Here is a 22,627-nt window from a genome sequence, read left to right as displayed (position 1 = left end):
GTCAGCGCAGCCGGTCGATCACGTCGCTCGCCTTGGTCTGGAGGCGGGCGACGCCGCCGACGGTGAATTCGGTCAGCAGGTCGATCAAGGCGTCCTGGTCCGGCGGCTCGCCGTCCCAGGTGGCCTGGACCAGTGACTCGGTCATCGCGAAGAAGAGCGTGACGAGCGCGCGGTCCGCGCGGCCGGAGTCGATCCCGTGCGCGGCCCACCGCTTGCGGCTGGCTTCGGCGTAGACGACGGCCAGCCTCTCCCTCAACCGGGTGAGAGCGGGGTCGCCCGCGCGCTCGGCCGCGCGGAGCACGCCGTAGCCCTCGGGGTGATCGGCGACGAAGGTCACCATGTTGGCGTAGTTGGCCCGCGCCCAGGCCCGCAGGCCGGGCTGCTCGTCGGCCACCGAAGGGCCCGCGATGGCCGCGAAGGCGCTCTCCTCGGTGGCCGCCACGACCTCGGCGAACAGCGTCGCGCGGTCGCCGAACTGCTCGTAGACGGCCTGCCGCGAGACGCCGGCTTCGCGCGCGATCTGCTCGATCGTCGCGCCCTGCATCCCGTGCTGCGCGACGACCCTCGCCGTCGCGGCCAGCACCCGGGCGCGCTGCTCCCCGACCGGGAGCTTGCGCGGCCGCCCGCGCGGAGCGGGGCTTGACATTGTGGTCCACCTCACGTGATTCTTTTTCCGACACCTCTGTCTGAAAAGGTGTTCCCCGCGCACTAGTCCTGCTCAACGAGGAGCAAGCATGCGTATCTTCCCCCGTCGCGCCCTCTCCGCGGCCGTCGCCACGGTTTCCGTGCTGGCGTTGACGACGTTCGGCCCGCCGCAGGCCACCGCCGCGTCCTTCTACGACCCGCCCTCGCCCCTGCCGGCCGGTCAGAACGGCGACGTCATCCGGCACGAAGCCTCGACGTTCTACATCGACCCGATCAAGCTGATCAAGGCCGACGCGGCCGTGCAGCGGATCATGTACCGCAGCACCGACACGCACGGCTCGCCGATCGCCGTCACCGGCACGGTGCTGACCCCGCGGTCGGCGTGGCACGGCGCCGGTACGCGCCCGATCGTCTCCTACGCCGTCGGCACGCAGGGCGAGGGCGACGACTGCGCGCCGTCGAAAGCGCTTGCCGCCGGCTTCGAGTACGAAGGCCCGTTCATCGCCGGGCTCCTGACGCGGGGCTACGGCGTCGTCGTCACCGACTACGAAGGGCTGGGCACGCCGGGCGACCACACGTACGTCAACCGCGCCGCGGAGGGGCACGCGGTGCTCGACGCGGTCCGCGCGGCGCAGCGGCTGCCGGAGGCCGGCCTCCCGGACGACGGCCCGGTCGCGATCGCGGGCTACTCCCAGGGCGGCGGCGCGTCGGCCGCGGCGGCGGAGCTCCAGCCGAGCTACGCGCCCGAGCTGAAGCTGAAGGGCGCGTACGCGGGCGCGGTGCCGGCGGACCTGGCTTCGGTGGCGAAGAACCTCGACGGCCACTACGCGGTCGGCTTCCTGGGCTTCGCGCTGGTGAGCATGAACTACGCGTACCCGGAGCTGAACATCCCGGCGCTGCTCAACGCGCGCGGCAAGCAGCTGTTCGAGCAGGTCCGGACCGAGTGCACGGTGGAGGCGATCGCGGCGCACGCGTTCACGCAGTCGTCGACGCTGACCACCGACGGCCGCTCGCTGACCGCGTACCTCGGTGAAGAGCCGTACGCGTCGAGGGTGGCGGAGCAGAAGATCGGGACGCTGAAGCCGTCGGCGCCGGTGCTGATCGTCCACAGCGCGCTCGACGACATCGTGCCCTACGCCCAGGACCGCGACCTGGGCCGGACGTGGTGCGGCAAGGGCGTGAAGGTGCAGTTCAGCACGTCACTGGTGCCGACGCACGTGCTCACCGCGGTGCGCGCGTTCCCGGAGGCGTTCGCGTGGCTCGAAGGCCGCTTCGCCGGCCTCCCGGCCCTCTCCAACTGCGGCCTGTTCTGATCTCTCCCGCGGCAGGTCGTGAGTGTTCAGTCGGGTTCTAACCCGACTGAACACTCACGACCCCCAGCGTCACTTGAGGCCGGTGGCTTCCGCGGCGGCGGGGTCGGAGTCGGCGAGGAACGTCCGGCAGCGGTCGTACTCCTCGGTCTCGCCGATCTTGCCGGCGGCCTTGCCCAGCACGGCGAGGGCGCGCAGGAACCCCTGGTTGGGGCGGTGCGCCCACGGCACCGGGCCGAAGCCCTTCCAGCCCGCGCGGCGCAGCTGGTCGAGACCGCGGTGGTAGCCGGTGCGGGCGTACGCGTACGCGGCGACGGTCTCGCCAGCGTCGAAGGCCTTCTCGGCCAGCGACGCCCACGCCTCGCTGTAGTCGGGGTGTTCGGCCGCGACGGTGGCCGGGTCGCTCCCGGCGTCGAGCGCGGCCTGGGCGGCGGTGTGCTCGGGCAGCAGCGTCGGCTCGGGGCCGAGCAGGTTGTGCGTCATGCCGCCCATTCTGCCCTCAGAACAAGAGGGCTCCGAGCACCCCGCCACCGGCCAGCACCAGCGCGCCGATCAGGACGGCGGCCACAACTCGTTTCGGCATCATGGCGGCACACCCTGCCAACGGCCGCACGTCGAACGCAAATCCGTGACCCCTACGGGTGAACCCCGGTTTTTGGTGGTCTTAGCCCGCTCGTGACCATGAACGGTCATGATGTCCGGCATGGCCAAGGCAGTGGACGTCCCGGTGGACGTGATCCCGCGCAGCCCCATCGGCAAGACGCGGCTGTTCTTCACGCGGCACTGGCACCGCGGCGCCCCCGGGCAGCCGACGCCGGACTGGGTGCTCCGGTTCTGCTACGGGATGTGGCTGGCGGCGTTCGCGTTCAAGCTGATCGGCTCGTCGTGGGACATGTCGTGGCACTTCATGTGGCTGCGCGACGACCTGGCGCCCCCGCACCTGATCAACACCGTCGGCACGGTGATCATCGTGGTGCTCGTGGCGATCCACAGCTACACGGGCCTGGGTGCCGACAAGCGCTCGCTGCGCCTGATGCAGATCGGCCTGCTGGTGTTCCTGGTGGCGGCGCCGCTGGACGTGATCAACCACCGCGTCAACGGCCTCGACCTGACCGCGTGGAGCCCGTCGCACATGATGTTGTACCTGGGCACGGGCATCATGCAGGCCGGCGTCCTGCTGGGCTGGCTGCGGTATTCCCCGCCCGGCCGCTTCCGGACCGGTGTGCTGCTCGGGCTGTGGGCGTTCTTCCTGGAGAACACGTTCTTCCCGAACGGCCAGCAGGAGTACGGCATCCTCGGCCTGCGCGCGTGGGAGCGCGGCGCCCCGGAGGCCGAGCCGTCCCTGCTTTCGTTCGCGGCCAACCAGATCGGCCACCCGGTCGACCGGACGGCGATCCTGCACTTCACGATGCCGATCCCGGAGTGGGTGTACCCGCTGTGGGGCATCGGCGTTTCCGCGCTGATCCTGGCGTTGGCGCGCAAGACGCTGGGCTTCCGCTGGGCGGCGACTTCGGTGGCACTGGCGTACGTGGCCTACCGGGCGGTGATGTGGCCGCTGCTGCTGGGCATGGGGTTCCCGGTGTCGACGGTGCCGTTCTACCTGCTGTTCGTGGGCCTCGCGGTGGACCTGGCGTTCGCGATGGGGGCCGGTGTCCTGCAGGCCGGCGCGGGAGCGCTGCTGGTGACGGCGTTCGGGTTCGGGGCACTGTGGCTGCAGTCACAGTTCCGCCCGTGGGTACTGGGCGACGCGCACACGGAGTCGGCCCCACCGGTCGCGTACTGGACGGCGGCGGTGGTGCTGGCGGGGGTGTTCGCCCTGTGGGCGGCGGCCGGTCCGGCTTCCCGGCGGTGGTCCGCGCGACGGCAGGTGCCAGAGGCAGCCTGAACACGGCGAAGGGGCGGCACTTTCCCTATGAAAGTGCCGCCCCCTCGCGCGAAACGACTTACTTGAGCTTCGTCCCCGCCGACCCGAGGGCCTGGCAGGCTTCCACCACGCGCTGAGCCATCCCGGCCTCGGCCGCCTTCAGGTACGAGCGCGGGTCGTAGACCTTCTTGTTGCCGACCTCGCCGTCGATCTTCAGGACGCCGTCGTAGTTCTTGAAGAAGTGGTCCACGATCGGGCGGGTGAAGGCGTACTGGGTGTCGGTGTCGACGTTCATCTTCACCACGCCGTAGGACACCGCCTCGCGGATCTCCTCCGGCAGCGAGCCGGAGCCGCCGTGGAAGACCAGCTCGAAGGGCTTGGCGCCGGGGTCGAGGCCGAGCTTCTTGGCCGCGGCTTCCTGGCCGCCCTTGAGGACGTCGGGGCGGAGCTTGACGTTGCCGGGCTTGTACACGCCGTGGACGTTGCCGAAGGTGGCCGCGAGCAGGTATCGGCCCTTCTCGCCGGCGCCGAGGGCGTCGATGGTCTTGAGGAAGTCGCCTTCGGCGGTGTAGAGCTTTTCGTTGATTTCGGCTTCGACGCCGTCTTCTTCGCCGCCGACGACGCCGATCTCGACTTCGAGGATGATGTGCGCGGCGGCGGTCTTGGCGAGCAGTTCCGCGGCGATCTCGAGGTTTTCGTCGAGGTCGATGGCGGAGCCGTCCCACATGTGGGACTGGAACAGCGGGTTCTGGCCGTTCTTGACGCGCTCGGTGGAGATGTCGATGAGCGGGCGGACGAAGCCGTCGAGCTTGTCCTTGGGGCAGTGGTCGGTGTGCAGCGCGACGTTCACGTCGTACTTCGCGGCCACGACCTGCGCGAACTCGGCCAGCGCGGTGGCGCCGACGACCATGTCCTTGACCTTCTGGCCGGAGGCGAACTCGGCGCCGCCGGTGGAGAACTGGATGATCCCGTCGCTCTCCGCCTCGGCGAACCCGCGGATGGCGGCGTTCACGGTCTCGGACGAGGTCACGTTGATGGCCGGGTAGGCGAACTCGTTCGCCTTCGCCCGGTCGAGCATCTCCGCGTAGACCTCGGGGGTCGCGATGGGCATCGGTATTCCTCCTTGGCAGGGATGGGTCCCGACCGCATCGTACGAGGTGTACCGCCGTCGCACACCGGTCCCCGCGCAGAAACTTTTCCGCACGTGGAATCGGTTCAGAAGGAATGCGTCCGGCCGCCGGGCACGCCGGCGGCCGGACGGAGATCACAGCAGCTCGGACGCCAGCGCGCGGTAGGCGGGCCACGGGTCCTCGTTGAGCACCTGGACGTTCACGTGGTCCGCACCCGCCTCGAGGTGGGCCGACAGGCCTCGCGCCACCGTCTCGGCGTCGCCGTGGAGCACGAGCGCGTCGACCAGGCGGTCACTGCCCTCGCCCGCGAGATCCTCGTCCGTGAAACCGAGTTTCCGCAGGTTGGCGGTGTAGTTCGACAGTCCGAGGTAGAACTTCACGGTCTTGCGGCCGATCGCGCGGGCCTTCTCGGTGTCGGTCTCGACGACGACCTTGTGCTCCGGGGCCAGCAGCTTGCCCGCGCCGAGGATCTCCCGGGCGTCGCGGGTGTGCTCCGGCGTCACCAGGTAGGGGTGCGCGCCGGCCGTGCGGTCGGCGGACAGCTTGACGACCTTCGGGCCGAGCGCGGCCAACGCCCGGCCGGAAACCGGGACGCCCGCCGCGTCGAGACCGTCGAGGTAGTCGACCAGCGCCGCGTAGGGCTTCTTGTACTCCTTCGTCGCCTCGCGGTGCCCCGCGCCGACGCCGAGCAGGAACCGGTCCGGGTACTTCCCGGTGATCCGCTCGTACGCCTTCGCGATGTCCGCGGGCTCGTCCTGCCAGATGTTCACGATGCCGGTCGCGACGACCAGCGAGTCCGTCGCCGCCAGCAGGTCGTCCACGTAGGCGAGGTCACCACCGGGTGAGCCGCCCAGCCAGATCGCGCTGTAACCGAGCTTCTCCGCCTCAGCCGCGAAGCTCGCGTCGACCTGCGCGTAGTGCCGCCAGATACCGATCTTGCCCAGTTCGATAGCCATGGAACACCCCAACGCGTGGGACGGCGATTTTCCTCCCGGATCCGCGAACTAACGTCGAGGGCATGACCAAGCTGGGAAACACCGACCTCGACGTGTACGGGCTCAACCTCGGCGGCAACGTCTTCGGCTGGACCGCGGACGAGGCGCAGTCCTTCGCCGTCCTCGACGCCTACGCCGCCGCCGGCGGCAACTTCGTGGACTCCGCCGACCTCTACGGCGGGGGCGGCGGATCCGAGGAGATCCTCGGCGACTGGCTCGCCGCGCGCGGCAACCGGGACGACGTCGTCGTCGCGACCAAGGTCGGCATGTGGGAGCGCCGCCCCGGCCTGTCCGCGAAGAACATCCAGGCCGCGGCCGAGGACTCGCTGCGCCGCCTCAAGACCGACCGCATCGACCTGTACTACGCCCACGTCGACGACCCGGACACCCCGCTCGAGGAGACGCTGTCCGCCTTCGACGCGCTGGTCCGCGTGGGCAAGGTCCGCTACCTCGGCGCGTCCAACTACACCGCCGAACGGCTCGCCGCAGCACTGTCCATTTCGGACACCAACAGCCTGGCCCGGTACGCCGTGCTGCAGCCGCACTACAACCTCGTCGAGCGGGACTACGAGCGCGACCTCGCCCCGCTCGTCCAGCGCGAAGGCCTGGCCACGCTGCCGTACTTCTCCCTCGCGAAGGGCTTCCTGACCGGCAAGTACCGCACGAAGGACGACGTCACCGACAGCCCGCGCGCCGCCCGCGCGGTGTCCTATTTGGACAACGGCGGCGAGCGCGTCCTGGCCAAGCTGGACGAGGTCGCGAAGGCGCACGACGTCTCGGTCGCCACGGTCGCGCTGGCCTGGCTGCGGCAGCAGCCGACGGTCGCCGCCCCGATCGCCAGCGCCCGCACCCCCGAGCAGCTGACGGACCTGATCGCGTCGGTCACCCTCGACCTGACTCCAGAAGAAGTAGCGTCACTTTCGTAGGGAAAGTGCCGCCTACTCTTGGGTAGCTTACTTTGGGTAAGTTGAGGTACGGTGCCCTCAAGTGACATCTAGGAGGGCACCGTGGCCAACCCGTTTTCGCTGCTGAGCGGCACCAAGAAGGTCGACGGGAAGGTCGTGCTGATCACCGGCGCGGCCCGCGGCATCGGCGCCGGGCTGGCCGAACGGCTCGCCGCGCGCGGCGCGAAGGTCGCCCTCGTCGGCCTCGAAGCCGAAGAGCAGAAGAAGGTCGCCGACCGGATCGGGCCGAACGCGCACGCGTGGGAAGCCGACGTCACCAGCTGGGACGCCCTCGAAAAGGCGACCGCCGGCGTGGTCGAGCACTTCGGCGGCATCGACATCGTCATCGCCAACGCCGGCATCGCGACCGCGGGCTTCGTCCGCTCGGTCGACAAGGCCGCGTTCGAGAAGGTGATCGAGGTCGACCTGCTCGGCGTCTGGCGGACGTTCCGCGTCACGCTCCCGCACGTCATCGAGCGCAAGGGCTACCTGCTCGCCATCTCGAGCCTCGCCGCGATCACGCACGCGCCGGGCATGGCCAACTACTCCGCCGCCAAAGCCGGCGTCGAGGCGTTCTCGAACAGCCTCCGCGCCGAGGTCGCCCACCTGGGCGTCAAGGTCGGCGTCGCGCACCCGACGTGGATCCGCACCGACCTGGTCGAGAGCGCCGACGCGCACCCCGTGTTCGGCAAGCTCCGCGCGTCGATGCCGGGCCTGATCGGCAAGACCTACCCGCTCGACACCGCGCTGGACGACCTCGAAGCGGGCATCCTCAAGCGCGCCCGGACCATCCACGTGCCGCGCTGGGTCGGCGGGCTCAAGCTGTTCCGCGCGTTCCTGCCGCCGATCATCGAAATCGGCTCCCGCAGCCGGGTACCGTCGGCGGACAAGGCCGCGCTGGCCGACATCGAGGCGCGCGGCGCGTTCGAGTCGGCGGTCACCGGCCACGGCGGCCGGGCTGCCACCAAGGGGTGAACATGTCGCGTCGCGACCAGATCCGGATGACCGAGGACGAGGTCCGCGAGTACCTCGCGGACCAGAAGGTCATCAACGTCGCCAGCGTCGGCCCGAACGGGCGGCCGCACCTCGCGCCGCTCTGGTACTTCCCGCACGAAGACGGCGTCGCGACCTGGACGTACGGCACGTCGCAGAAGGCGAAGAACCTCCGGCGGCGGCCCGAAGCGACCGTCCTCGTCGAGGACGGCGACAGCTACGAGAAGCTCCGCGGCGTCTCCTTCGAGGCCGACGTCGAGATCGTCGAGGACACCGCGGAAGTCACCCGGATGGGGATCGAGCTGATGCAGCGGTACGCGGGCGCCAAGCCGGGCGACCCGGTGCCCGACGAGCTGCGGGCCTTCATCGCAGGTCAGGCCCCCAAGCGCGTCGGGCTGATCTTCCGGCCGACGAAGGTCGCCAGCTGGAACCACGGCAAGCTCGGCGGGACGTACTAACCAGTAGGGAGTACTTCCAAGTAACTGTTACTTGAGGTAACGTCATCTGGGCAGCATCCTCGAAGCAGCGGAGGCCGACAGATGACCGAGCGGTTCAAGGTCGTGATCGTGGGGACCGGGTTTTCCGGTCTCGGCCAGGCGATCCAGCTCGAAAAGGCCGGCATCCGGGACTACGTGATCCTGGAGAAGGCCACCGAGGTGGGTGGTACCTGGCGCGACAACTCCTACCCCGGGTGCGCGTGCGACGTGCAGTCGCACATGTACTCGTTCTCGTACGAGCAGAACCCGGACTGGTCGCGGTCGTTCTCGCCGCAGCCGGAGATCTTCGAGTACCTCAAGGGCGTCGCGGACAAGTACCGGCTGCGCGAAAAGATCCGGTTCGGCGTCGAGCTCACCGGAGCCCACTGGGACGAAGGCGAGCGCCGCTGGACGGCGACCACGAAGGACGGCCGCGAGTTCGTCGCGCAGTTCCTCGTCTCCGGCGTCGGCGGCCTGCACATCCCGCAGGTCCCCGAGCTGCCCGGGATCGGGGAGTTCAAGGGCCAGACGTGGCACTCCGCGCAGTGGAACCACGAATACGACCTGCGCGGCAAGAAGGTCGCCGTGGTCGGCACCGGCGCCAGCGCGGTCCAGTTCGTCCCGAAGATCGCCCCGGACGTCGCCGAGCTGACGCTCTTCCAGCGGACGCCGCCGTGGATCATGCCGAAGCCCGACCACGCGATGCCGTCGTGGGCGCAGACGCTGTTCAAGCGCGTCCCCGGCACCCAGCGGGCCTACCGCAACGCGCTGTACTGGTTCCTCGAAGTCCGCGCGGTCGGCTTCAACGGCCACCCGGCGATCATGAAGGCCGGCGAACTGATCGCGAAGCGGCACATCGCGAAGGGCATCAAGGACGCCGCGCTGCGCAAGAAGGTCACGCCGGACTACACGATGGGCTGCAAGCGCGTCCTGATCTCCAACGACTACTACCCGGCGCTGAACCGGCCGAACGTCGACGTCAACACCACCGGCGTCAAGGAGGTCAAGGCGCACTCGATCGTCGACGCCGCCGGGGTCGAGCACGAGGTCGACGCGATCATCTACGGCACCGGTTTCAAGGTCACCGACGCGCTGGAGTACCTCGACATCACCGGCGTCGACGGCCGCGACCTCGCCAAGGAGTGGGCGGCCGAGGGGATGCGGACGCACAAGGGCATCACCGTCTCCGGCTTCCCGAACCTCTTCTTCCTGCTCGGCCCGAACACCGCGCTGGGCCACAACTCGGTCGTGTTCATGATCGAGTCGCAGTCGAAGTACGTCGTCGACGCCATCAAGCTCGCCGACTCCCGCGACGCCGCCGCGCTCGACGTGCGGCCGGGCGTGCAGGACAAGTTCCAGCAGGAGATCCAGGACAAGCTGGTCAAGGGCGTCTGGACGCAGGGCGGCTGCAAGAGCTGGTACCTCGACGCCAAGGGCGTCAACCGGACGATCTGGCCCGGCTTCACCTGGCGCTACTGGCTGGAGACGCGCAAGGTCGACCCGGCGGACTACGAGCTGTCCGGCCGCGCGTCATGACCTCGCCGGACGAGCAGCTCGTGCTGCACGCCCGGGATGTGAAGTTCGACTGGGCGGCGCTGCCGATGCACTGGGTCCCGGGCGAACCGCAGGTCACGCACACCATCAACGTCCTGCACCTGGCCCTGCCCGAGGGCGAGCGCTGGTTCGTCGAGGTGTTCAAGCAGGCGGTCCCGCTGATCCGCGACGAGCGGCTCAAGGCGGACGTCCTCGGCTTCATCGGCCAGGAGGCCGTGCACGCGGAAGCCCACGACGGCGCCGCGGCGCACCTCGAAGCCGCGGGCGTGCGGGTGCGGCCGTTCATCGCCCAGATGGAGTGGCTGTTCCGGAAGCTGCTCGGCGACCGCGACCTGACCGGGCCGGCGGCCGAGGAGTGGCTGGTCGAGCGGCTGGGGATCATCGCCGCGATCGAGCACTACACCGCGTTCCTCGGACAGTGGGTGCTCGACGCGCCGCTGGAGGACGCCGGCGCCGACCCCGTGATGCTCGACCTGCTGCGCTGGCACGGCGCCGAGGAGGTCGAGCACCGGTCGGTCGCGTTCGACCTGTTCATGCACCTCGACGGCCGGTACGCGCGCCGGGTCCGCAGCATGGCGGCGGTGACGCCGGTGCTGGCGTGGGTCTTCTCGCGCGGCACCCGGTACCTGATGCGCAACGACCCGACGCGCCCCGGCCGCGCGACCCTGCGGAGCTACCGGCGGGCGGCGAAACGGGGGTTGCTGCCGACCGGGCGTCAGCTGCTGCGCGAGATCCGGCCGTACTTCCGCAAGGACTACCACCCGACCGAGACCGGGAACACCGAGCAGGCCGTGGCGTACCTGGCGAGCTCCCCGGCCGCCCGGGCCGCGGGGTGACCCTCGGCCGGCCGGCCCGGCTCGACGCGGAGCTTTCACGTGAAAGCGGCGACCTGGGCGCGGAGCTTTCACGTGAAAGCGGCGCTCTCGGGCGGCCGGCCCGGCTCGACGGGAGCGATCGGACCGACCTGCTGCTGTCCACTTTGGTGGGTGTCGTGGGCGCTTATCGCCGGTTGTCGGGGTTCAGCGGGAAGCGGCGGCCGCCGGTGCGCGCGGTGGACCGGGACCTGCCGCTGGTCGTCGAGGCCGTCCGCCCCGAAGCCGAAGACGTCGTCAGCCTGCGGCTCGCGAACGGCTCGGCGTTGCCGGGCTGGCGGCCGGGCGCGCACGTCGACCTCGTGCTGCCCTCCGGGCTGGTGCGGCAGTACTCCCTCTGCGGCGATCCGTCCGAAAAGGATCATTACCGCATCGCCGTGCGGCGGATCGGCACGGCGTCGGCCGAGGTCCACGCCCTGCGACCGGGGGCGCGGGTGGTCGTGCGCGGCCCGCGGACGGCGTTCCCGTTCGTCGGCGAAGGTCCGTTCTGGTTCATCGCGGGCGGCATCGGGATCACGCCGATCCTGCCGATGGTCCGCGCGGCCGCGGCGGCGGGCGCGGACTGGCGGCTGGTCTACACCGGCCGCACCCGCGAGTCGATGCCGTTCCTGGACGAGCTGGCCGGCGACGACCGCGTCCGGATCCGGCCGGACACCGAGTACGGCATCCCGGCCTCGGGCGCCGAGCTCCTCGAGGGCAAGCCGGACGGCGCCGCGGTGTACTGCTGCGGCCCGGTGCCGATGCTCACCGGCGTCCGCGTGGATCTGGCGCTGACCAGCGGCGCGGTGCACTTCGAGCGGTTCGCGCCGCCGCCGGTCGTCGCCGGCGCGCCCTTCCGGCTGACACTGCGCAGGTCAGGCCAGGTGCTCGACGTGCCGGCCGACCGCAGCGCGCTGGACGTCCTGCTGGCGGCGCGGCCGGGCACGCCGTACTCGTGCCGCCAGGGCTTCTGCGGGACGTGCGCGGTGCCGACGGCCGGCGGCGGGTCGATGCGGATCTGCGTCGACCGCGGCTCCGCGGTGCTCGACCTATGACCCCTGGGGCACCCAAGCGCCGATGACCGGCTTGAACTCGCGGACGGTCCGCTCGGCGATGACGCCTTCGAGCGCGTACGGGTCCTGGTCGAGCGTTTCCTGCAGGTGTGCCTCGTCGTCGGCCTGGTAGAGCGTGACGCCGCCGGTGCCGTCGCCGAGCGGGCCGGCGACCGCGACGCGGCCCTGCTCGGCCAGCTTGCCGAGGAACTCGCGGTGACGCGGCCGCACCTCCTGGAGCTTCTCCTGGACGTAGGTGATTTCGACGAGGTACCAGGCCATGTGGATCTCCGGGGTCGGGCTGGGGCGGGACGGGACCGACGCTACCCGGGCCGTCGCGGTGTCCCAGCATCCGATCGGTGGCGACGGGAGACCAACCCGATAGGCTGGGCGTGCGTCAGTACCTGTGTGAGCGCTGTGAATACCGTGAACCTGCTGACGCGACGCACCGTGCAAACCGGGGTCGGAGACAGGCAGGGGTTCATGCTCGAGGGCAATGCGGAACGCAGTGTCGAGGCAACCCTCGGCCACCTGCGGGTCATGGACGGTCCGGCCCCGGCGCAGACAGCCGCGCCGCTGACCCTCGAAGACCTCTACCGCCAGCACCGGATGCGGCTGGTCCGGCTGGCGATCCTGCTGGTCGACGAGCCCGCGACCGCGGAAGACGTCGTCCAGGAGGCCTTCACCGGCCTGCACCGCAACTGGGGACGGCTCCGGGACGCCGCGGCCGCGGTCGGCTACCTGCGCACGGCCGTGGTCAACGGGTCGCGCAGCGTGTTGCGCCGCCGCAAGACCGCCCGCGAGTACGTGCCGCCGCACGCCGTCAACGCCCGGTCCGCCGAGAGCCTCGCGATGCTCTCCAACGAGCACCAGGCGGTGGTGTCCGCATTGTCCAAGCTGCCGCCCCGCCAGCGCGAAGTGCTGGTGCTCCGTTACTACGGTGGGCTGAGCGAGGCCGAAATCTCTGAGGCCGCAGGCATTTCCAAGGGTACCGTTAAATCGACCGCCAGCCGGGCGCTCGAGGCACTGCAGAAGGCCATGCAAGCCCCACAGTGACCCGGGTGGACCATTCCGATCACTGAGTCGTATCACCATGCTTGGTCCAGACCAATATATGCTGGGGTGCGTGAGAGGCGCCGGAGATTTCGTGATCATGGGCGGCCGGGTCGCCGCCCCGGACCGTGTACTCGACGACGGCTGGGTAGCCGTCTCCGACGGGCGGATCGCCGGCGTGGGTTCCGGGACCCCGCCGTCCGGCGAGCACGTGGACGTCGGAGGGGCGCTGGTCGTCCCCGGGTTCATCGACACCCACTGCCACGGCGGGGGAGGTGCTTCGTTCACCTCCCTCGATCCGGAGGAACTCCTGACGGCGGTGCGAGCGCACCGCCGTCACGGCACCACGACCATGCTGGCCAGCCTGGTCTCGGACCCGGTCGACATCCTGCGTGAGCAGGTCGCCGCGCTGCGTGAGATCGTGCAGGACGGCGAGGTCGCGGGCATCCACCTGGAGGGGCCCTTCATCTCGAAGGCCCGCTGCGGGGCCCACGACCCGGAGACGCTCCTCGAGCCGGACACCGGCACGGTCGAGAAACTCCTGCGCGCGGGCCAGGGCGCGATCCGGATGGTCACCATCGCCCCCGAGCTGCACGGCGGCGTGAAGGCCGTCCGCCAGCTGGCCGAATCCGGCGTCATCGCCGCCATCGGCCACACCGACGGCGTCGAGGAGCAGCTGCTGCCCGCCATCGACGCGGGTGCTTCGGTGGCGACGCACCTGTTCAACGGGATGCGCCCGCTCCACCACCGCGAGCCCGGCCCGGTCGGGGCACTGCTCGATGACGAGCGCATCACGATCGAGCTCATCTGCGACCTCGTCCACCTGCACCCGACGGTGGTCCGACTGGCCGCGAAGCACGCGGGCCGCAACCGCACGGTGCTCATCACCGACGCGATGTCGGCCACCGACGCCGCCGACGGCCGCTACACGCTGGGCCGCCTCGAGGTCGACGTCCACGACGGCGTCGCGACCCTCGCCGACAACGGTTCGCTGGCCGGCAGCACCCTGACGATGGACACCGCCTTCCGCAATCTGGTCGGGGGTGCGAAACTCGGGATCCTCGACGCGGTGCACGCGACGTCGCAACGGCCCGCGGAGCTGCTCGGCATCGCCGGCCACACCGGCATGCTGTGCACCGGGTACGTCGCCGACATCGTGGTCCTCGACCAGAACCTGCGGCCGTCGAAGGTGCTGCGCCGGGGCGAATGGGTCGCCGAGGTGGGTACGGCTACCTTGAGCACCTAGGTTTTTCGAACGAGGACGGGCGGAGATGAGCGAGCCGAAGGACCCCGAGCAGCTGCTGGCGGACGCCCTTCGCGCGCAAGCCGTCTTCGCCCCGTCGGCGTCGCCCGCCCGCGACAAGGAACCGGCGACGGACGCCGTCCCGACCAGCGCGATCAACGAGCTGCCCTCGGCGTACGGCCTGCTCTCGGGCGCGAGCGCGGACTCCCTGGAGCGCGAGCGCGCGGCCCTGGACGCGGCCTCCGAAGCGCCGACGGCGTACTCCCCGCCGCCACTCCCGCGCACGTCGGCGCAGCTGCCCGCGTACTGGATCTTGCTGCTGGCGGTGCTGCTCGGCCTCGCGGCGGGGTCCGTGGTGGGCCTGCTCACGCTCGTCTGACGGGTCTCAGTAACGACTCAGGGTGACCCTGTACCGTTTTCCAGGTGATTCTCGCCCAGAGCACGGTCAACACGATGTCGCTGCTGCCGTCATGGCTGGACCCGCAGCACCTGCTGAGCGGCCTGACGACGCCGGTCATCGCGGTGCTGTGCCTGATCATCTTCATCGAGAGCAGCATCTTCCCGGTGCTGCCCGGTGACTCCCTGCTGTTCACGGCCGGCCTGTTCATCGCGAACGGAACCCTCGACGCGCCGTTGTGGCTGGTCTGCGTCCTGGTGACGGTCGCGGCCCTGCTCGGCAACGTGGTCGGTTACTACATCGGCTACTTCGCCGGGCCCAAGCTGTTCAACCGGCCGGACTCGAAGTTCTTCAAGAAGGAGTACGTCGACAAGACGCACGAGTTCCTGGAGAAGCACGGCCCCAAGGCGGTGGTGCTGGCCCGGTTCGTCCCGTTCGTGCGGACGTTCATCACGTGGATCGCGGGCATCGGCCGCATGGACCCGAAGCGCTACTTCACGTACACGGTGATCGGCGGCATCCTGTGGGCCGCGGGCATCACGATCCTGGGTTCGCTGCTCGGCGGGGTGTCGTTCATCGCGAACAACGTCGACGCGATCTTCGTGCTGATCGTGCTGGTGTCGGTGGTCCCGATCGTGCTGGAGTACCTGAAGGCCCGCCGCGAGAAGAAGGCGGCGCTGACGTCTTCGGACCCGGAGGTCACGCAGCGGATCCCCCGGATCAAGGACTGAAGTCTTCGCGAACGAAGGGCCCCACCGGTCGGCGGTGGGGCCCTTTTCCGTCCGGGCCTAGGTCATCGAGAACATCGACCCCGGGTTGAACAGGTTCTCCGGGTCCAGCGCTTGCTTGATCTGCCGGTGCACCCGCAGCCCCACCGGGCCGATCTCCCTGGCCAGCCACTCGCGCTTGATCTTCCCGACGCCGTGTTCGCCGGTCACCGTGCCGCCCAGGGACAGGCCGACCTCCAGGATCTCGTCGAACGCGCGCTGGGCGCGGGCGAACTCGTCCGGGTCGTCCGGCTGGTAGACGATCGTCGGGTGCATGTTGCCGTCGCCGGCGTGGCCGACCACCGCGATCCGCAGGCCGACCTCGGCGCTGATCTTCTCGCAGCCGCGGATCAGCTCGGCGATGCGCGTGCGCGGCACGCAGACGTCGTCGGTCAGCCACAGCCCGTACGTCTCCAGCGCGGTCAGCACCACCCGGCGGGCCTGCAGCAGCATCCGCCCCTCTTCGAGGTCCTCCGTCGTGTACGCCAGGTCCGCGCCGCAGTCGACGCAGATCTGCTCCAGCGCCGCCAGCTCGCGGCGGGCGACCTCGCCGCCCGCGTCGGACTGGCCCAGCAGCAACGCCTGGCAGTCGGAGCCCGCGCCGAGGTCCGTCTTCAAGTACGTCTCGGACGCCTTGATCGACGACGCGTCCATGATCTCCAGCAACGACGGCACGAGCCCTTCGCGCACGACGCGCGCCACCGCCTCGCCGGCCGCCTCGGTCGTCGAGAAGCCCGCGACCAGCGTCGCCGGGGCCTGGGGCAGCGGCTTGAGCTGGACCGTCGCCTGCGTGATGACGCCCAGCGTCCCCTCGCTGCCGACGAACAGGCGCGCCAGGTCGTAGCCGGCCACGCCCTTGACCGTCCGGCGGCCCGTTTTCAGGATCGACCCGTCGGCCAGGACGACTTCGAGGCCGAGCACCGAGTCGGTCGTCACGCCGTACTTCACGCAGCAGAGACCGCCCGCGTTGGTCGAGAGGTTGCCGCCGATCGTGCACCAGTCGTAGCTGGACGGGTCCGGCGGGTAGAACAGCCCGTGCTTCTCCACGGCGTTGCGGAAGTCCAGGTTCACGACGCCCGGCTGCACCACGGCCAGCCGGTTGCCCGGGTCGATCTCGACGATCTCGTTCAGCTTGGTCAGCGACAGCGTGACGCAGCCGTCGATCGCGTTCGCGGCGCCGGACAGGCCACTGCCGGCGCCGCGCGGCACGATCGGCACGCCGGCTTCGGCGCACGCCTTGACCACGGCCTGCACCTGCTCGGTGTTCGCCGGCAGCACCACCGCGAGCGGCTGGCCGGAGGGCGCGAGCGGCATCATGTCGCGCGCGTACGACGCGGTGACGTCGGAGTCGGTGAGCACGGCGCTCTTGCCGAGCAGGTCGCGGAGCCGGTTGACCAAAGCTTCGTTGCTCATGGGGTCATCGTAAGCCCGCATAGTCCGCAGTGCGGAACCAAAATTTCAAAACCAACCGGGCGGAGCAGCCCTCAGCGAACCAGGCCGAGCAGCTTCTCCACGTGGATCGTGAGCAGGACCCGCTGGTCGGCGACCATGGCCGCGCGGTATTCGTCCCAGTCCGGGTGCTCACCCGCCGCCCGGCGGTAGTAGTCGACGAGGGCGTCGACCGTCGCGTCGTCGGGCGCGGCCGCCGGCGCCGTCAGCGACGCGCGCCCCTCGGCGACCACGTAGCTCCAGCCGTCCTCGCTGCCGACGTGGAACGTCACCCGCGGGTCGCGGCGCATGTTCTTCGTCTTCGCCCGGGTTTCGGTGATCGACGCGATTATGGTGGCCGTTCCCGGGTCATACAGGTGCGTGATGGTGGACAGCTGGGGCCGCCCGTCACGCCGGATGGTGGCCAAGACGCCGTGGCGGTGCTCGGCGAGGAAGTCCTTCAACGCTGTGTCGTCGGTCATACCTCTTCCAACCAGCGGCCGCGGCGGTTGTTCCGAGAGCAGCCCAGAGGAAATCTGCTTGCATACGGCAACTAAAGTGTGTTCGGACACATCGACCGGCCGTCCACTTGCATAACCGGTGGTACAGGCACATCCTTGCCTGAGGCAACTAGTTGCAGCCGCCAACCAACGCCGTTGAAGGATCCGTCATGGCACCGAACAGCTCCGCCACCCGGCCCAAGGCCGAGCTCGATCTCGCCGATCAGCTCGGCCACGAGCTCGTGCGCCTGGTCCGCCTGATCAACAAGGCGAAGTCCCAGGTCTCCAAGCAGGGCCCGGACGGCATCGAGCGGGCGGCGTACGCGATCCTCTTCACCCTCATCCACGAGGGCCCGCAGCGCACCAGCCGGCTCGCGGAATCGCTCCACTCGGAGATCTCCACGATCAGCAGGCAGTCGAGCTCCCTCGTGCAGCACGGCCTGGTCGAACGCCAGGCCGACCCCGAAGACGGCCGGGCGTGCCTGCTCGCGCCGACCGCCGAGGGCATGCGGGTGTTCGAAGAGAACCGCAAGCAGCGCAACCAGTGGCTGGCCGACGTGCTCGGGGACTGGACGGACGGGGAAATCCAGACCCTGAACCGGCTCTTCGGCCGGCTCAACACAGGTATCGAGAACCACTCTCCACAGCTGGCCGACGCGAACGCGTCCGCCGGTGCTCCGGCCAAGGGGGCCAACGCATGAGTTCCACCACCGAAGCAGTCGCCCAGCCCGAGGTGGGTCAACCACCGCGGCTGAGCCACCGCCAGATCGTCACGATCCTGAGCGGCTTGATGTGCGGCATGTTCCTCGCCGCGCTGGACCAGACGATCGTCGGCACGTCGATCGTCAAGATCGCCAACGACCTGCACGGCTTCGACCTGCAGGCGTGGGCGACCACGGCGTACCTGATCACCTCGACGATCGTCACACCGATCTACGGCAAGCTGTCCGACATCTACGGCCGCAAGCCGTTCTACCTGGCCGCGATCACGATCTTCGTCGCCGGCTCGCTGGCCTCGACGTTCTCGCAGTCGATGTACGAGCTGGCCGCGTTCCGCGCGGTGCAGGGCCTCGGCGCCGGCGGCCTGATGTCGCTGGCCATGACCATCCTCGGCGACATCGTGCCGCCGCGTGAACGCGCCAAGTACCAGGGTTACATCCTGGCCGTCTTCGGCCTCTCGACCGTGCTCGGCCCGGTGCTGGGCGGCCTGTTCGCCGGCTTCGACACCCTGGCCGGCATCTCCGGCTGGCGCTGGGTCTTCCTGATCAACGTCCCGATCGGCGTCCTCGCGCTGTTCGTCGTGGCGAAGGTCCTGAACGTGCCGCACACGCCGCACAAGCACAAGATCGACTGGTGGGGCGCGCTGACGCTGGTCGTCGCGGTCGTGCCGTTCCTGGTCGTCGCCGAGCAGGGCCAGAAGTGGGGCTGGGGCGACGGCAAGGCGATCCTTTGCTACGTCGTCGGCGGCGTCGGCGTGATCGCGTTCATCGCGGTCGAGAAGCTGATGAAGGACGCCGCGCTGATCCCGCTGCGGCTGTTCAAGAACTCGACGTTCACCGTGGCGATCATCGGCGGCATCATCGTCGGTGTCGCGATGTTCGGCGCGATCACGATGATCCCGCAGTTCATGCAGGTCGTGCAGGGCTACACGCCGACCGAGTCCGGGCTGCTGATGCTGCCGCTGATGGCGGGCATCATGACCAGCTCGATCGTCTCCGGCCGGCTCACCGGTAAGACCGGGCGCTACAAGATCTTCCCGATCGTCGGCACCATCCTGATCGCCGGTGGCGCGTTCTTCTTCGCGCAGGTCAAGTACGACTCGCCGCTGTGGCACCCGCTGGTCGCGGCCGCCATCATCGGTCTCGGCCTCGGCCAGTGCATGCAGACGCTGATCATCGCGGTGCAGAACGCGGGCCCGCGCAGCGACATGGGCGTCTCGACCGCGGCGGCGACTTTCTTCCGCCAGATCGGTGGTACCGCGGGTGTCGCGATCTTCCTGACGGTCCTGTTCAACACCCTGCTGCCCAACATCACCAAGGCGTTCGGCGGGCAGCTGCCGGCCGGCGCCGGGGCGGGCATCGGGAACCTGTCGGAGAACACCAGCGGCATCCAGAACCTGCCCGAGGCGATCCGGACCCCGGTGCTGATCGGCTTCACCGAGTCGATCACGACGGTCTTCTACATCGCGGGTGGCGTGGCGCTGCTGGCCACGATCGTGCTGCTGTTCATGAAGGAGATCCCGCTGACCAACGCGGCCCCGGCCGCGGCGGCCATGGAGGGCGGCGAGGCGCTGCTCGAGTCGGACGAGCACGACTTCGCGGACGCGCCGACCGAGATCGTCGAGCCGGTCAAGCCGGCCGACCGCGAGCCGGCACTGGTCGGCGGCGGGAAGCACGCGCTGAGCACCAACGGGCACGGTGACTACCAGGCCGTGTCGGGCGCGCTGCCGATGCCGATCACCAGCTCCGTCGCCGACGCCGAGGTCGACACCCCGGTCGGCGCGGGTGGTGTGCCGGTCGTCGGGCACGTGCGCCGCCAGGACGGCAGCCACGTCCCGGGTGCCGCGCTCACGCTGATCGACCAGCGCGGCCGCCAGGTCGCGCGGGCCACCGGTGCCGCGGACGGCAGCTACTCCGTGCCCAGCCAGGGCCCGGGCGCGTACGTCCTCATCGTGTCGGCCCACGGCCACCAGCCGCAGGCCTCCAGCGTCGTGATCAGCACCGGGCCGGCGACGGTCGACGTCACGCTCACCGGGTCCGGCGAGCTGACCGGCACCGTGCGGGCGGCCGCGACCGGCTCCCCGCTGGCGAACGTGACGGTCACGCTGACCGACGGCCGGGGCGAGGTGAACGGCGCGTTCATCACGACCGCGGACGGCACCTACGCCTTCGTCGGGGTCGGCGCCGGGGCCTACACCCTGGTCGCCAGCGGCGCGGGCTACCGGCCCGTCGCGCTCACGCTGACCGTGCCGGACAGCGGCGTGCTGCGCCACGACGTCGAGCTGTCCAGCTCGGTGCAGCTCGGCGGGGTCGCGCGAACCGAGGGCGACCGGATCGTCCCGGACGCGCGGATCACCGTGCTCGACGCCGAAGGCAACGTGGCCGCGGTCGCGCGGACCGACGGCGAAGGCCGGTACCTGGTGAGCGACCTGCCCGCGGGCGCGTACACCGTGGTCGCGAGCGGCTACCCGCCGGCGACCAGCCAGGTGGAGCTGACCGGCGGCGAAGCCGACCACGACGTCCGGCTGAGCTACGACCAGGCCCTCGACGAGCTGGTCGACCGGTCATGACCGGCTTGCGCGCGACCTTCCGGACGGCCGAGGGCTGGGCGGTGGAGCACGCGGTGCTCACCGTCACGGACCCGGCCGGCCGGCAGGTCGCCCGGCAGGCGGCCGACGTCCGCGGGGAGGTCGTCACCGACGCCCTCCCCGCGGGCACGTACACCGCCGTCGTCACGGCGGCCGGGTACACCCCGATCGCCCGGACGGCGCAGATCGCCTCGGACGGCTCCGGCGCGCTCGGCGACGTCGTGCTGGCCCCGGTCGCGGAGGCGGTCGACCTGCCGCCCGCCGGGCCGTGGGTGATCGACCCGATGCACTCGTCGGTCATCGCGACCGCGCGGCACCTGGGCATCGCGAGCATCAAGGCGCGGTTCCCGGACGTGTCCGGCCGGATCGAGATCGGCCGCCCGGCCGAGCGGTCGTCGGTGCACGCCGAGATCAAGGCGGCGAGCATCGAAACCGGCATCCGGATGCGCGACGACCACCTGCGGTCGCCGGACTTCCTCGACGTCGACGTGCACCCGGTCATCACGTTCACGAGCACGGGGCTGCGCCAGCGCGGCGTGGACTCGTGGACGCTGCTGGGCGAGCTGACGCTGCACGGCGAGCGCCGCGAGATCGAGCTCGAGCTGACCTACGGCGGCTGGGGCCCGGACCCGTGGGGCGGCGTGCGCGCCGCGTTCCACGCCGAGACGACGCTGCACCGGAACGACTTCGCGATCAACTACAGCGCGATGGTCCGGGCGGGGGTCGCGGCGGTCGGCACGACGGTGAAGATCGAGCTGGACGTCGAAGCGGTCCAGGGCGAGTCGCTGCCGCAGTTCTGAAGCGCTGCTGGACGGAAGGCCCTCTCACCGCTGGTGAGGGGGCCTTCACCGTTCGTAGAACCTGAATATTCCGGACAGCCCGATTCGACCGTTAGCCGTGGGGTGTTCACCTGAGCCACGTAGGCTCGCGGTGTGAACGTCGTGAGCATCGAGGCCGCGGGCGTCGGCGTGAGCTGGCTGGACACCGCCGGTCCGCTGCTCGTCTGGGTGATCGTGCTGAGCTTCGTGCTGGTCGAATGCGCGCTGATCATCGGGCTGTTCCTGCCCGGTGACTCACTGCTGTTCGGGGCCGGCGTGGTGCTGGCCCAGCACGGTTCGGACGCGAACGCGTGGTTCCTGTCGGGAGCCGCGCTGATCGTCGCCGTGCTCGGCAACCAGATCGGCTACTACATCGGGCGCACCAGCGGCACGAAGCTGATCGCGCGCCGCGACGGCAAGGTGCTGAACCGCCAGGCCCTCGACCGCGCGCAGCGGTTCCTGGACAAGCGGGGTTTCTTCGCGATCGTGGCGGCCCGGTGGATCCCGTGGATCCGCACGCTGGCCCCGCTGATCGCGGGCGCCGCCCGGATGGACCCCCGCCGTTTCATGGTGGCGACGGCACTGGGCGGCCTGCTGTGGGTCCCGACGCTGGTCCTGCTCGGCTACTACGGCGCGGGCCTGCTGGACACCCTGCCGTGGCTGAAGACGGCGGCCCTGTGGATCAGCATCGCGTTCTTCGTGGTCGGCACGGGCTACGGCGTGCTGCGCTACCGCCAGGAGATGCGCCGCCCGGTCGACGAACGCGACGACGCCCGCGCCTGAGGCGTCAGAGCTCCGGGTCCGCCCAGATTTCGAGCTGGATACCGTCCGGATCGCGGAACACGACCACCATCGAGCCTTCGAACGTCCGCGACGGCGCCGTCGGCAGGTAGGACACGCCGAACTCGGCGAGGCGCGCTTCCCATTCGGCGAGTTCCGCCGTCGAGCTGACCCGGAATGCGACGTGCTCGAGCCCGGCGCGGTGTTCGTCGAAGCCGCGTCTGCCGGTGTCCGCGTGCTGGACCAGCACCACGGAGAACTCGTCGCCGGCGGACCGGAGCACGACCTTCCGCAGCCCCGTGTCCGGCTCTTCGCGCCGGAGGACCTCCTCGAGGTCGAGAACGCGGGCGTACCACGGCACGCTGCGGTCCACGTCGGTCACGGTGAGCGCGAGGTGGTGCACGGACATGAGTTTGGCCATGGCTTCCGAAGCCGTCCTTTCGCGTGGCGGCTCCCCAGAGTTGCACAGCGTTCGCCTACCGAAACCGAGGTGACCAAGTCCGCGTCCGATCGTGATCTC

Annotated in this window: 24 protein-coding genes; 16 read left to right on the top strand and 8 right to left on the bottom strand. The window is 70.1% G+C overall.

The window, feature by feature from the left end; translation table 11 throughout:
• Position 1: 1 nt before the first annotated feature.
• Positions 2–646: a TetR/AcrR family transcriptional regulator gene (locus SD460_RS07675; RefSeq protein ID WP_290050429.1), complete on the bottom strand. Its 645-nt coding sequence runs from the start codon at positions 644–646 to the stop codon at positions 2–4.
• An 88-nt stretch (positions 647–734) separates the two neighbouring features.
• Here SD460_RS07675 and SD460_RS07670 point away from each other — a divergent pair, with 88 nt between their 5' ends.
• Complete coding sequence (locus SD460_RS07670) at positions 735–1,958, top strand: lipase family protein (protein WP_290050427.1); 1,224 nt, start codon at positions 735–737, stop codon at positions 1,956–1,958.
• Between the two features lie 69 nt (positions 1,959–2,027).
• Here SD460_RS07670 and SD460_RS07665 read toward each other — a convergent pair whose 3' ends face one another.
• On the bottom strand, positions 2,028–2,438 hold the full coding sequence (locus SD460_RS07665; RefSeq protein ID WP_290050425.1) for a DUF3151 domain-containing protein: 411 nt from the start codon (positions 2,436–2,438) through the stop codon (positions 2,028–2,030).
• 220 nt (positions 2,439–2,658) lie between these two features.
• Here SD460_RS07665 and SD460_RS07660 point away from each other — a divergent pair, with 220 nt between their 5' ends.
• Positions 2,659–3,840: a hypothetical protein gene (locus tag SD460_RS07660; RefSeq protein WP_318306020.1), complete on the top strand. Its 1,182-nt coding sequence runs from the start codon at positions 2,659–2,661 to the stop codon at positions 3,838–3,840.
• A gap of 58 nt (positions 3,841–3,898) precedes the next feature.
• Here the strand turns inward: SD460_RS07660 and fbaA are convergent, their stop codons facing one another.
• Complete coding sequence (gene fbaA / locus SD460_RS07655; RefSeq protein WP_318306019.1) at positions 3,899–4,930, bottom strand: class II fructose-bisphosphate aldolase; 1,032 nt, start codon at positions 4,928–4,930, stop codon at positions 3,899–3,901.
• A gap of 153 nt (positions 4,931–5,083) precedes the next feature.
• On the bottom strand, positions 5,084–5,905 hold the full coding sequence (locus SD460_RS07650) for an LLM class F420-dependent oxidoreductase (protein ID WP_290063141.1): 822 nt from the start codon (positions 5,903–5,905) through the stop codon (positions 5,084–5,086).
• Positions 5,906–5,967: 62 nt separating this feature from the next.
• On the opposite strand from SD460_RS07650, the gene SD460_RS07645 reads away from it, so the two are divergent.
• The 6 genes from SD460_RS07645 to SD460_RS07620 all read left to right on the top strand — a co-directional run bounded on the left by SD460_RS07645 (position 5,968) and on the right by SD460_RS07620 (position 11,817).
• Positions 5,968–6,870 carry an aldo/keto reductase gene (locus tag SD460_RS07645; RefSeq protein WP_318306018.1) on the top strand — a complete coding sequence of 301 codons (903 nt, stop codon included), beginning with the start codon at positions 5,968–5,970 and terminating at the stop codon, positions 6,868–6,870.
• A gap of 81 nt (positions 6,871–6,951) precedes the next feature.
• Positions 6,952–7,863, top strand: a complete 912-nt coding sequence (locus SD460_RS07640; protein ID WP_290062183.1) for an SDR family oxidoreductase — start codon at positions 6,952–6,954, stop codon at positions 7,861–7,863.
• 2 nt (positions 7,864–7,865) lie between these two features.
• On the top strand, positions 7,866–8,339 hold the full coding sequence (locus tag SD460_RS07635; protein WP_290062182.1) for a pyridoxamine 5'-phosphate oxidase family protein: 474 nt from the start codon (positions 7,866–7,868) through the stop codon (positions 8,337–8,339).
• Positions 8,340–8,420: 81 nt separating this feature from the next.
• Complete coding sequence (locus SD460_RS07630) at positions 8,421–9,893, top strand: flavin-containing monooxygenase (protein WP_290062180.1); 1,473 nt, start codon at positions 8,421–8,423, stop codon at positions 9,891–9,893.
• The gene (locus tag SD460_RS07625) at positions 9,890–10,747 is read left to right on the top strand and encodes a metal-dependent hydrolase (protein ID WP_290062179.1); all 858 of its coding nucleotides are present in this window, start codon (positions 9,890–9,892) and stop codon (positions 10,745–10,747) included. Before SD460_RS07630 ends, SD460_RS07625 begins: the two co-directional genes overlap by 4 nt.
• 53 nt (positions 10,748–10,800) lie before the next feature.
• Positions 10,801–11,817: a PDR/VanB family oxidoreductase gene (locus tag SD460_RS07620; protein WP_438860703.1), complete on the top strand. Its 1,017-nt coding sequence runs from the start codon at positions 10,801–10,803 to the stop codon at positions 11,815–11,817.
• Here SD460_RS07620 and SD460_RS07615 read toward each other — a convergent pair.
• Complete coding sequence (locus SD460_RS07615; RefSeq protein ID WP_290062178.1) at positions 11,812–12,096, bottom strand: YciI family protein; 285 nt, start codon at positions 12,094–12,096, stop codon at positions 11,812–11,814. The genes SD460_RS07620 and SD460_RS07615 overlap by 6 nt on opposite strands.
• Before the next feature lie 201 nt (positions 12,097–12,297).
• On the opposite strand from SD460_RS07615, the gene SD460_RS07610 reads away from it, so the two are divergent.
• The 4 genes from SD460_RS07610 to SD460_RS07595 all read left to right on the top strand — a co-directional run bounded on the left by SD460_RS07610 (position 12,298) and on the right by SD460_RS07595 (position 15,238).
• Positions 12,298–12,870, top strand: coding sequence for an RNA polymerase sigma factor (locus SD460_RS07610; protein ID WP_290062186.1), 573 nt, complete (start codon positions 12,298–12,300; stop codon positions 12,868–12,870).
• A 91-nt stretch (positions 12,871–12,961) separates the two neighbouring features.
• Positions 12,962–14,113 (top strand): N-acetylglucosamine-6-phosphate deacetylase, encoded by a 1,152-nt coding sequence (gene nagA, locus SD460_RS07605; RefSeq protein WP_318306548.1) that lies wholly within the window; start codon positions 12,962–12,964, stop codon positions 14,111–14,113.
• A 25-nt stretch (positions 14,114–14,138) separates the two neighbouring features.
• Positions 14,139–14,489, top strand: a complete 351-nt coding sequence (locus SD460_RS07600; protein ID WP_290050995.1) for a hypothetical protein — start codon at positions 14,139–14,141, stop codon at positions 14,487–14,489.
• 44 nt (positions 14,490–14,533) lie between these two features.
• A complete protein-coding gene (locus SD460_RS07595; protein ID WP_290050993.1) occupies positions 14,534–15,238 on the top strand; it encodes a DedA family protein in 705 nt (234 codons plus the stop codon).
• A gap of 57 nt (positions 15,239–15,295) precedes the next feature.
• Here SD460_RS07595 and SD460_RS07590 read toward each other — a convergent pair whose 3' ends face one another.
• Both SD460_RS07590 and SD460_RS07585 read right to left on the bottom strand, forming a co-directional pair.
• Positions 15,296–16,687 carry an FAD-binding oxidoreductase gene (locus SD460_RS07590; RefSeq protein ID WP_290050991.1) on the bottom strand — a complete coding sequence of 464 codons (1,392 nt, stop codon included), beginning with the start codon at positions 16,685–16,687 and terminating at the stop codon, positions 15,296–15,298.
• A gap of 71 nt (positions 16,688–16,758) precedes the next feature.
• On the bottom strand, positions 16,759–17,184 hold the full coding sequence (locus SD460_RS07585) for a PPOX class F420-dependent oxidoreductase (protein WP_290050990.1): 426 nt from the start codon (positions 17,182–17,184) through the stop codon (positions 16,759–16,761).
• A 188-nt stretch (positions 17,185–17,372) separates the two neighbouring features.
• Here SD460_RS07585 and SD460_RS07580 point away from each other — a divergent pair, with 188 nt between their 5' ends.
• From SD460_RS07580 to SD460_RS07565, 4 genes are all read left to right on the top strand, one after another.
• Positions 17,373–17,903 (top strand): MarR family winged helix-turn-helix transcriptional regulator, encoded by a 531-nt coding sequence (locus SD460_RS07580; protein WP_290050987.1) that lies wholly within the window; start codon positions 17,373–17,375, stop codon positions 17,901–17,903.
• A complete protein-coding gene (locus SD460_RS07575; protein WP_318306017.1) occupies positions 17,900–20,491 on the top strand; it encodes an MFS transporter in 2,592 nt (863 codons plus the stop codon). Before SD460_RS07580 ends, SD460_RS07575 begins: the two co-directional genes overlap by 4 nt.
• The gene (locus SD460_RS07570) at positions 20,488–21,309 is read left to right on the top strand and encodes a YceI family protein (protein WP_290050982.1); all 822 of its coding nucleotides are present in this window, start codon (positions 20,488–20,490) and stop codon (positions 21,307–21,309) included. The genes SD460_RS07575 and SD460_RS07570 overlap by 4 nt, the downstream gene beginning before the upstream one ends.
• Positions 21,310–21,441: 132 nt before the next feature.
• Complete coding sequence (locus tag SD460_RS07565) at positions 21,442–22,110, top strand: DedA family protein (RefSeq protein WP_290050979.1); 669 nt, start codon at positions 21,442–21,444, stop codon at positions 22,108–22,110.
• A 4-nt stretch (positions 22,111–22,114) separates the two neighbouring features.
• Here the strand turns inward: SD460_RS07565 and SD460_RS07560 are convergent, their stop codons facing one another.
• A complete protein-coding gene (locus tag SD460_RS07560; protein WP_290050977.1) occupies positions 22,115–22,528 on the bottom strand; it encodes a VOC family protein in 414 nt (137 codons plus the stop codon).
• Positions 22,529–22,627: the final 99 nt, after the last annotated feature.

This window comes from Amycolatopsis solani, assembly GCF_033441515.1.
Lineage (GTDB): Bacteria > Actinomycetota > Actinomycetes > Mycobacteriales > Pseudonocardiaceae > Amycolatopsis > Amycolatopsis solani.
This window is presented reverse-complemented; position numbering and strand designations above follow the sequence as displayed.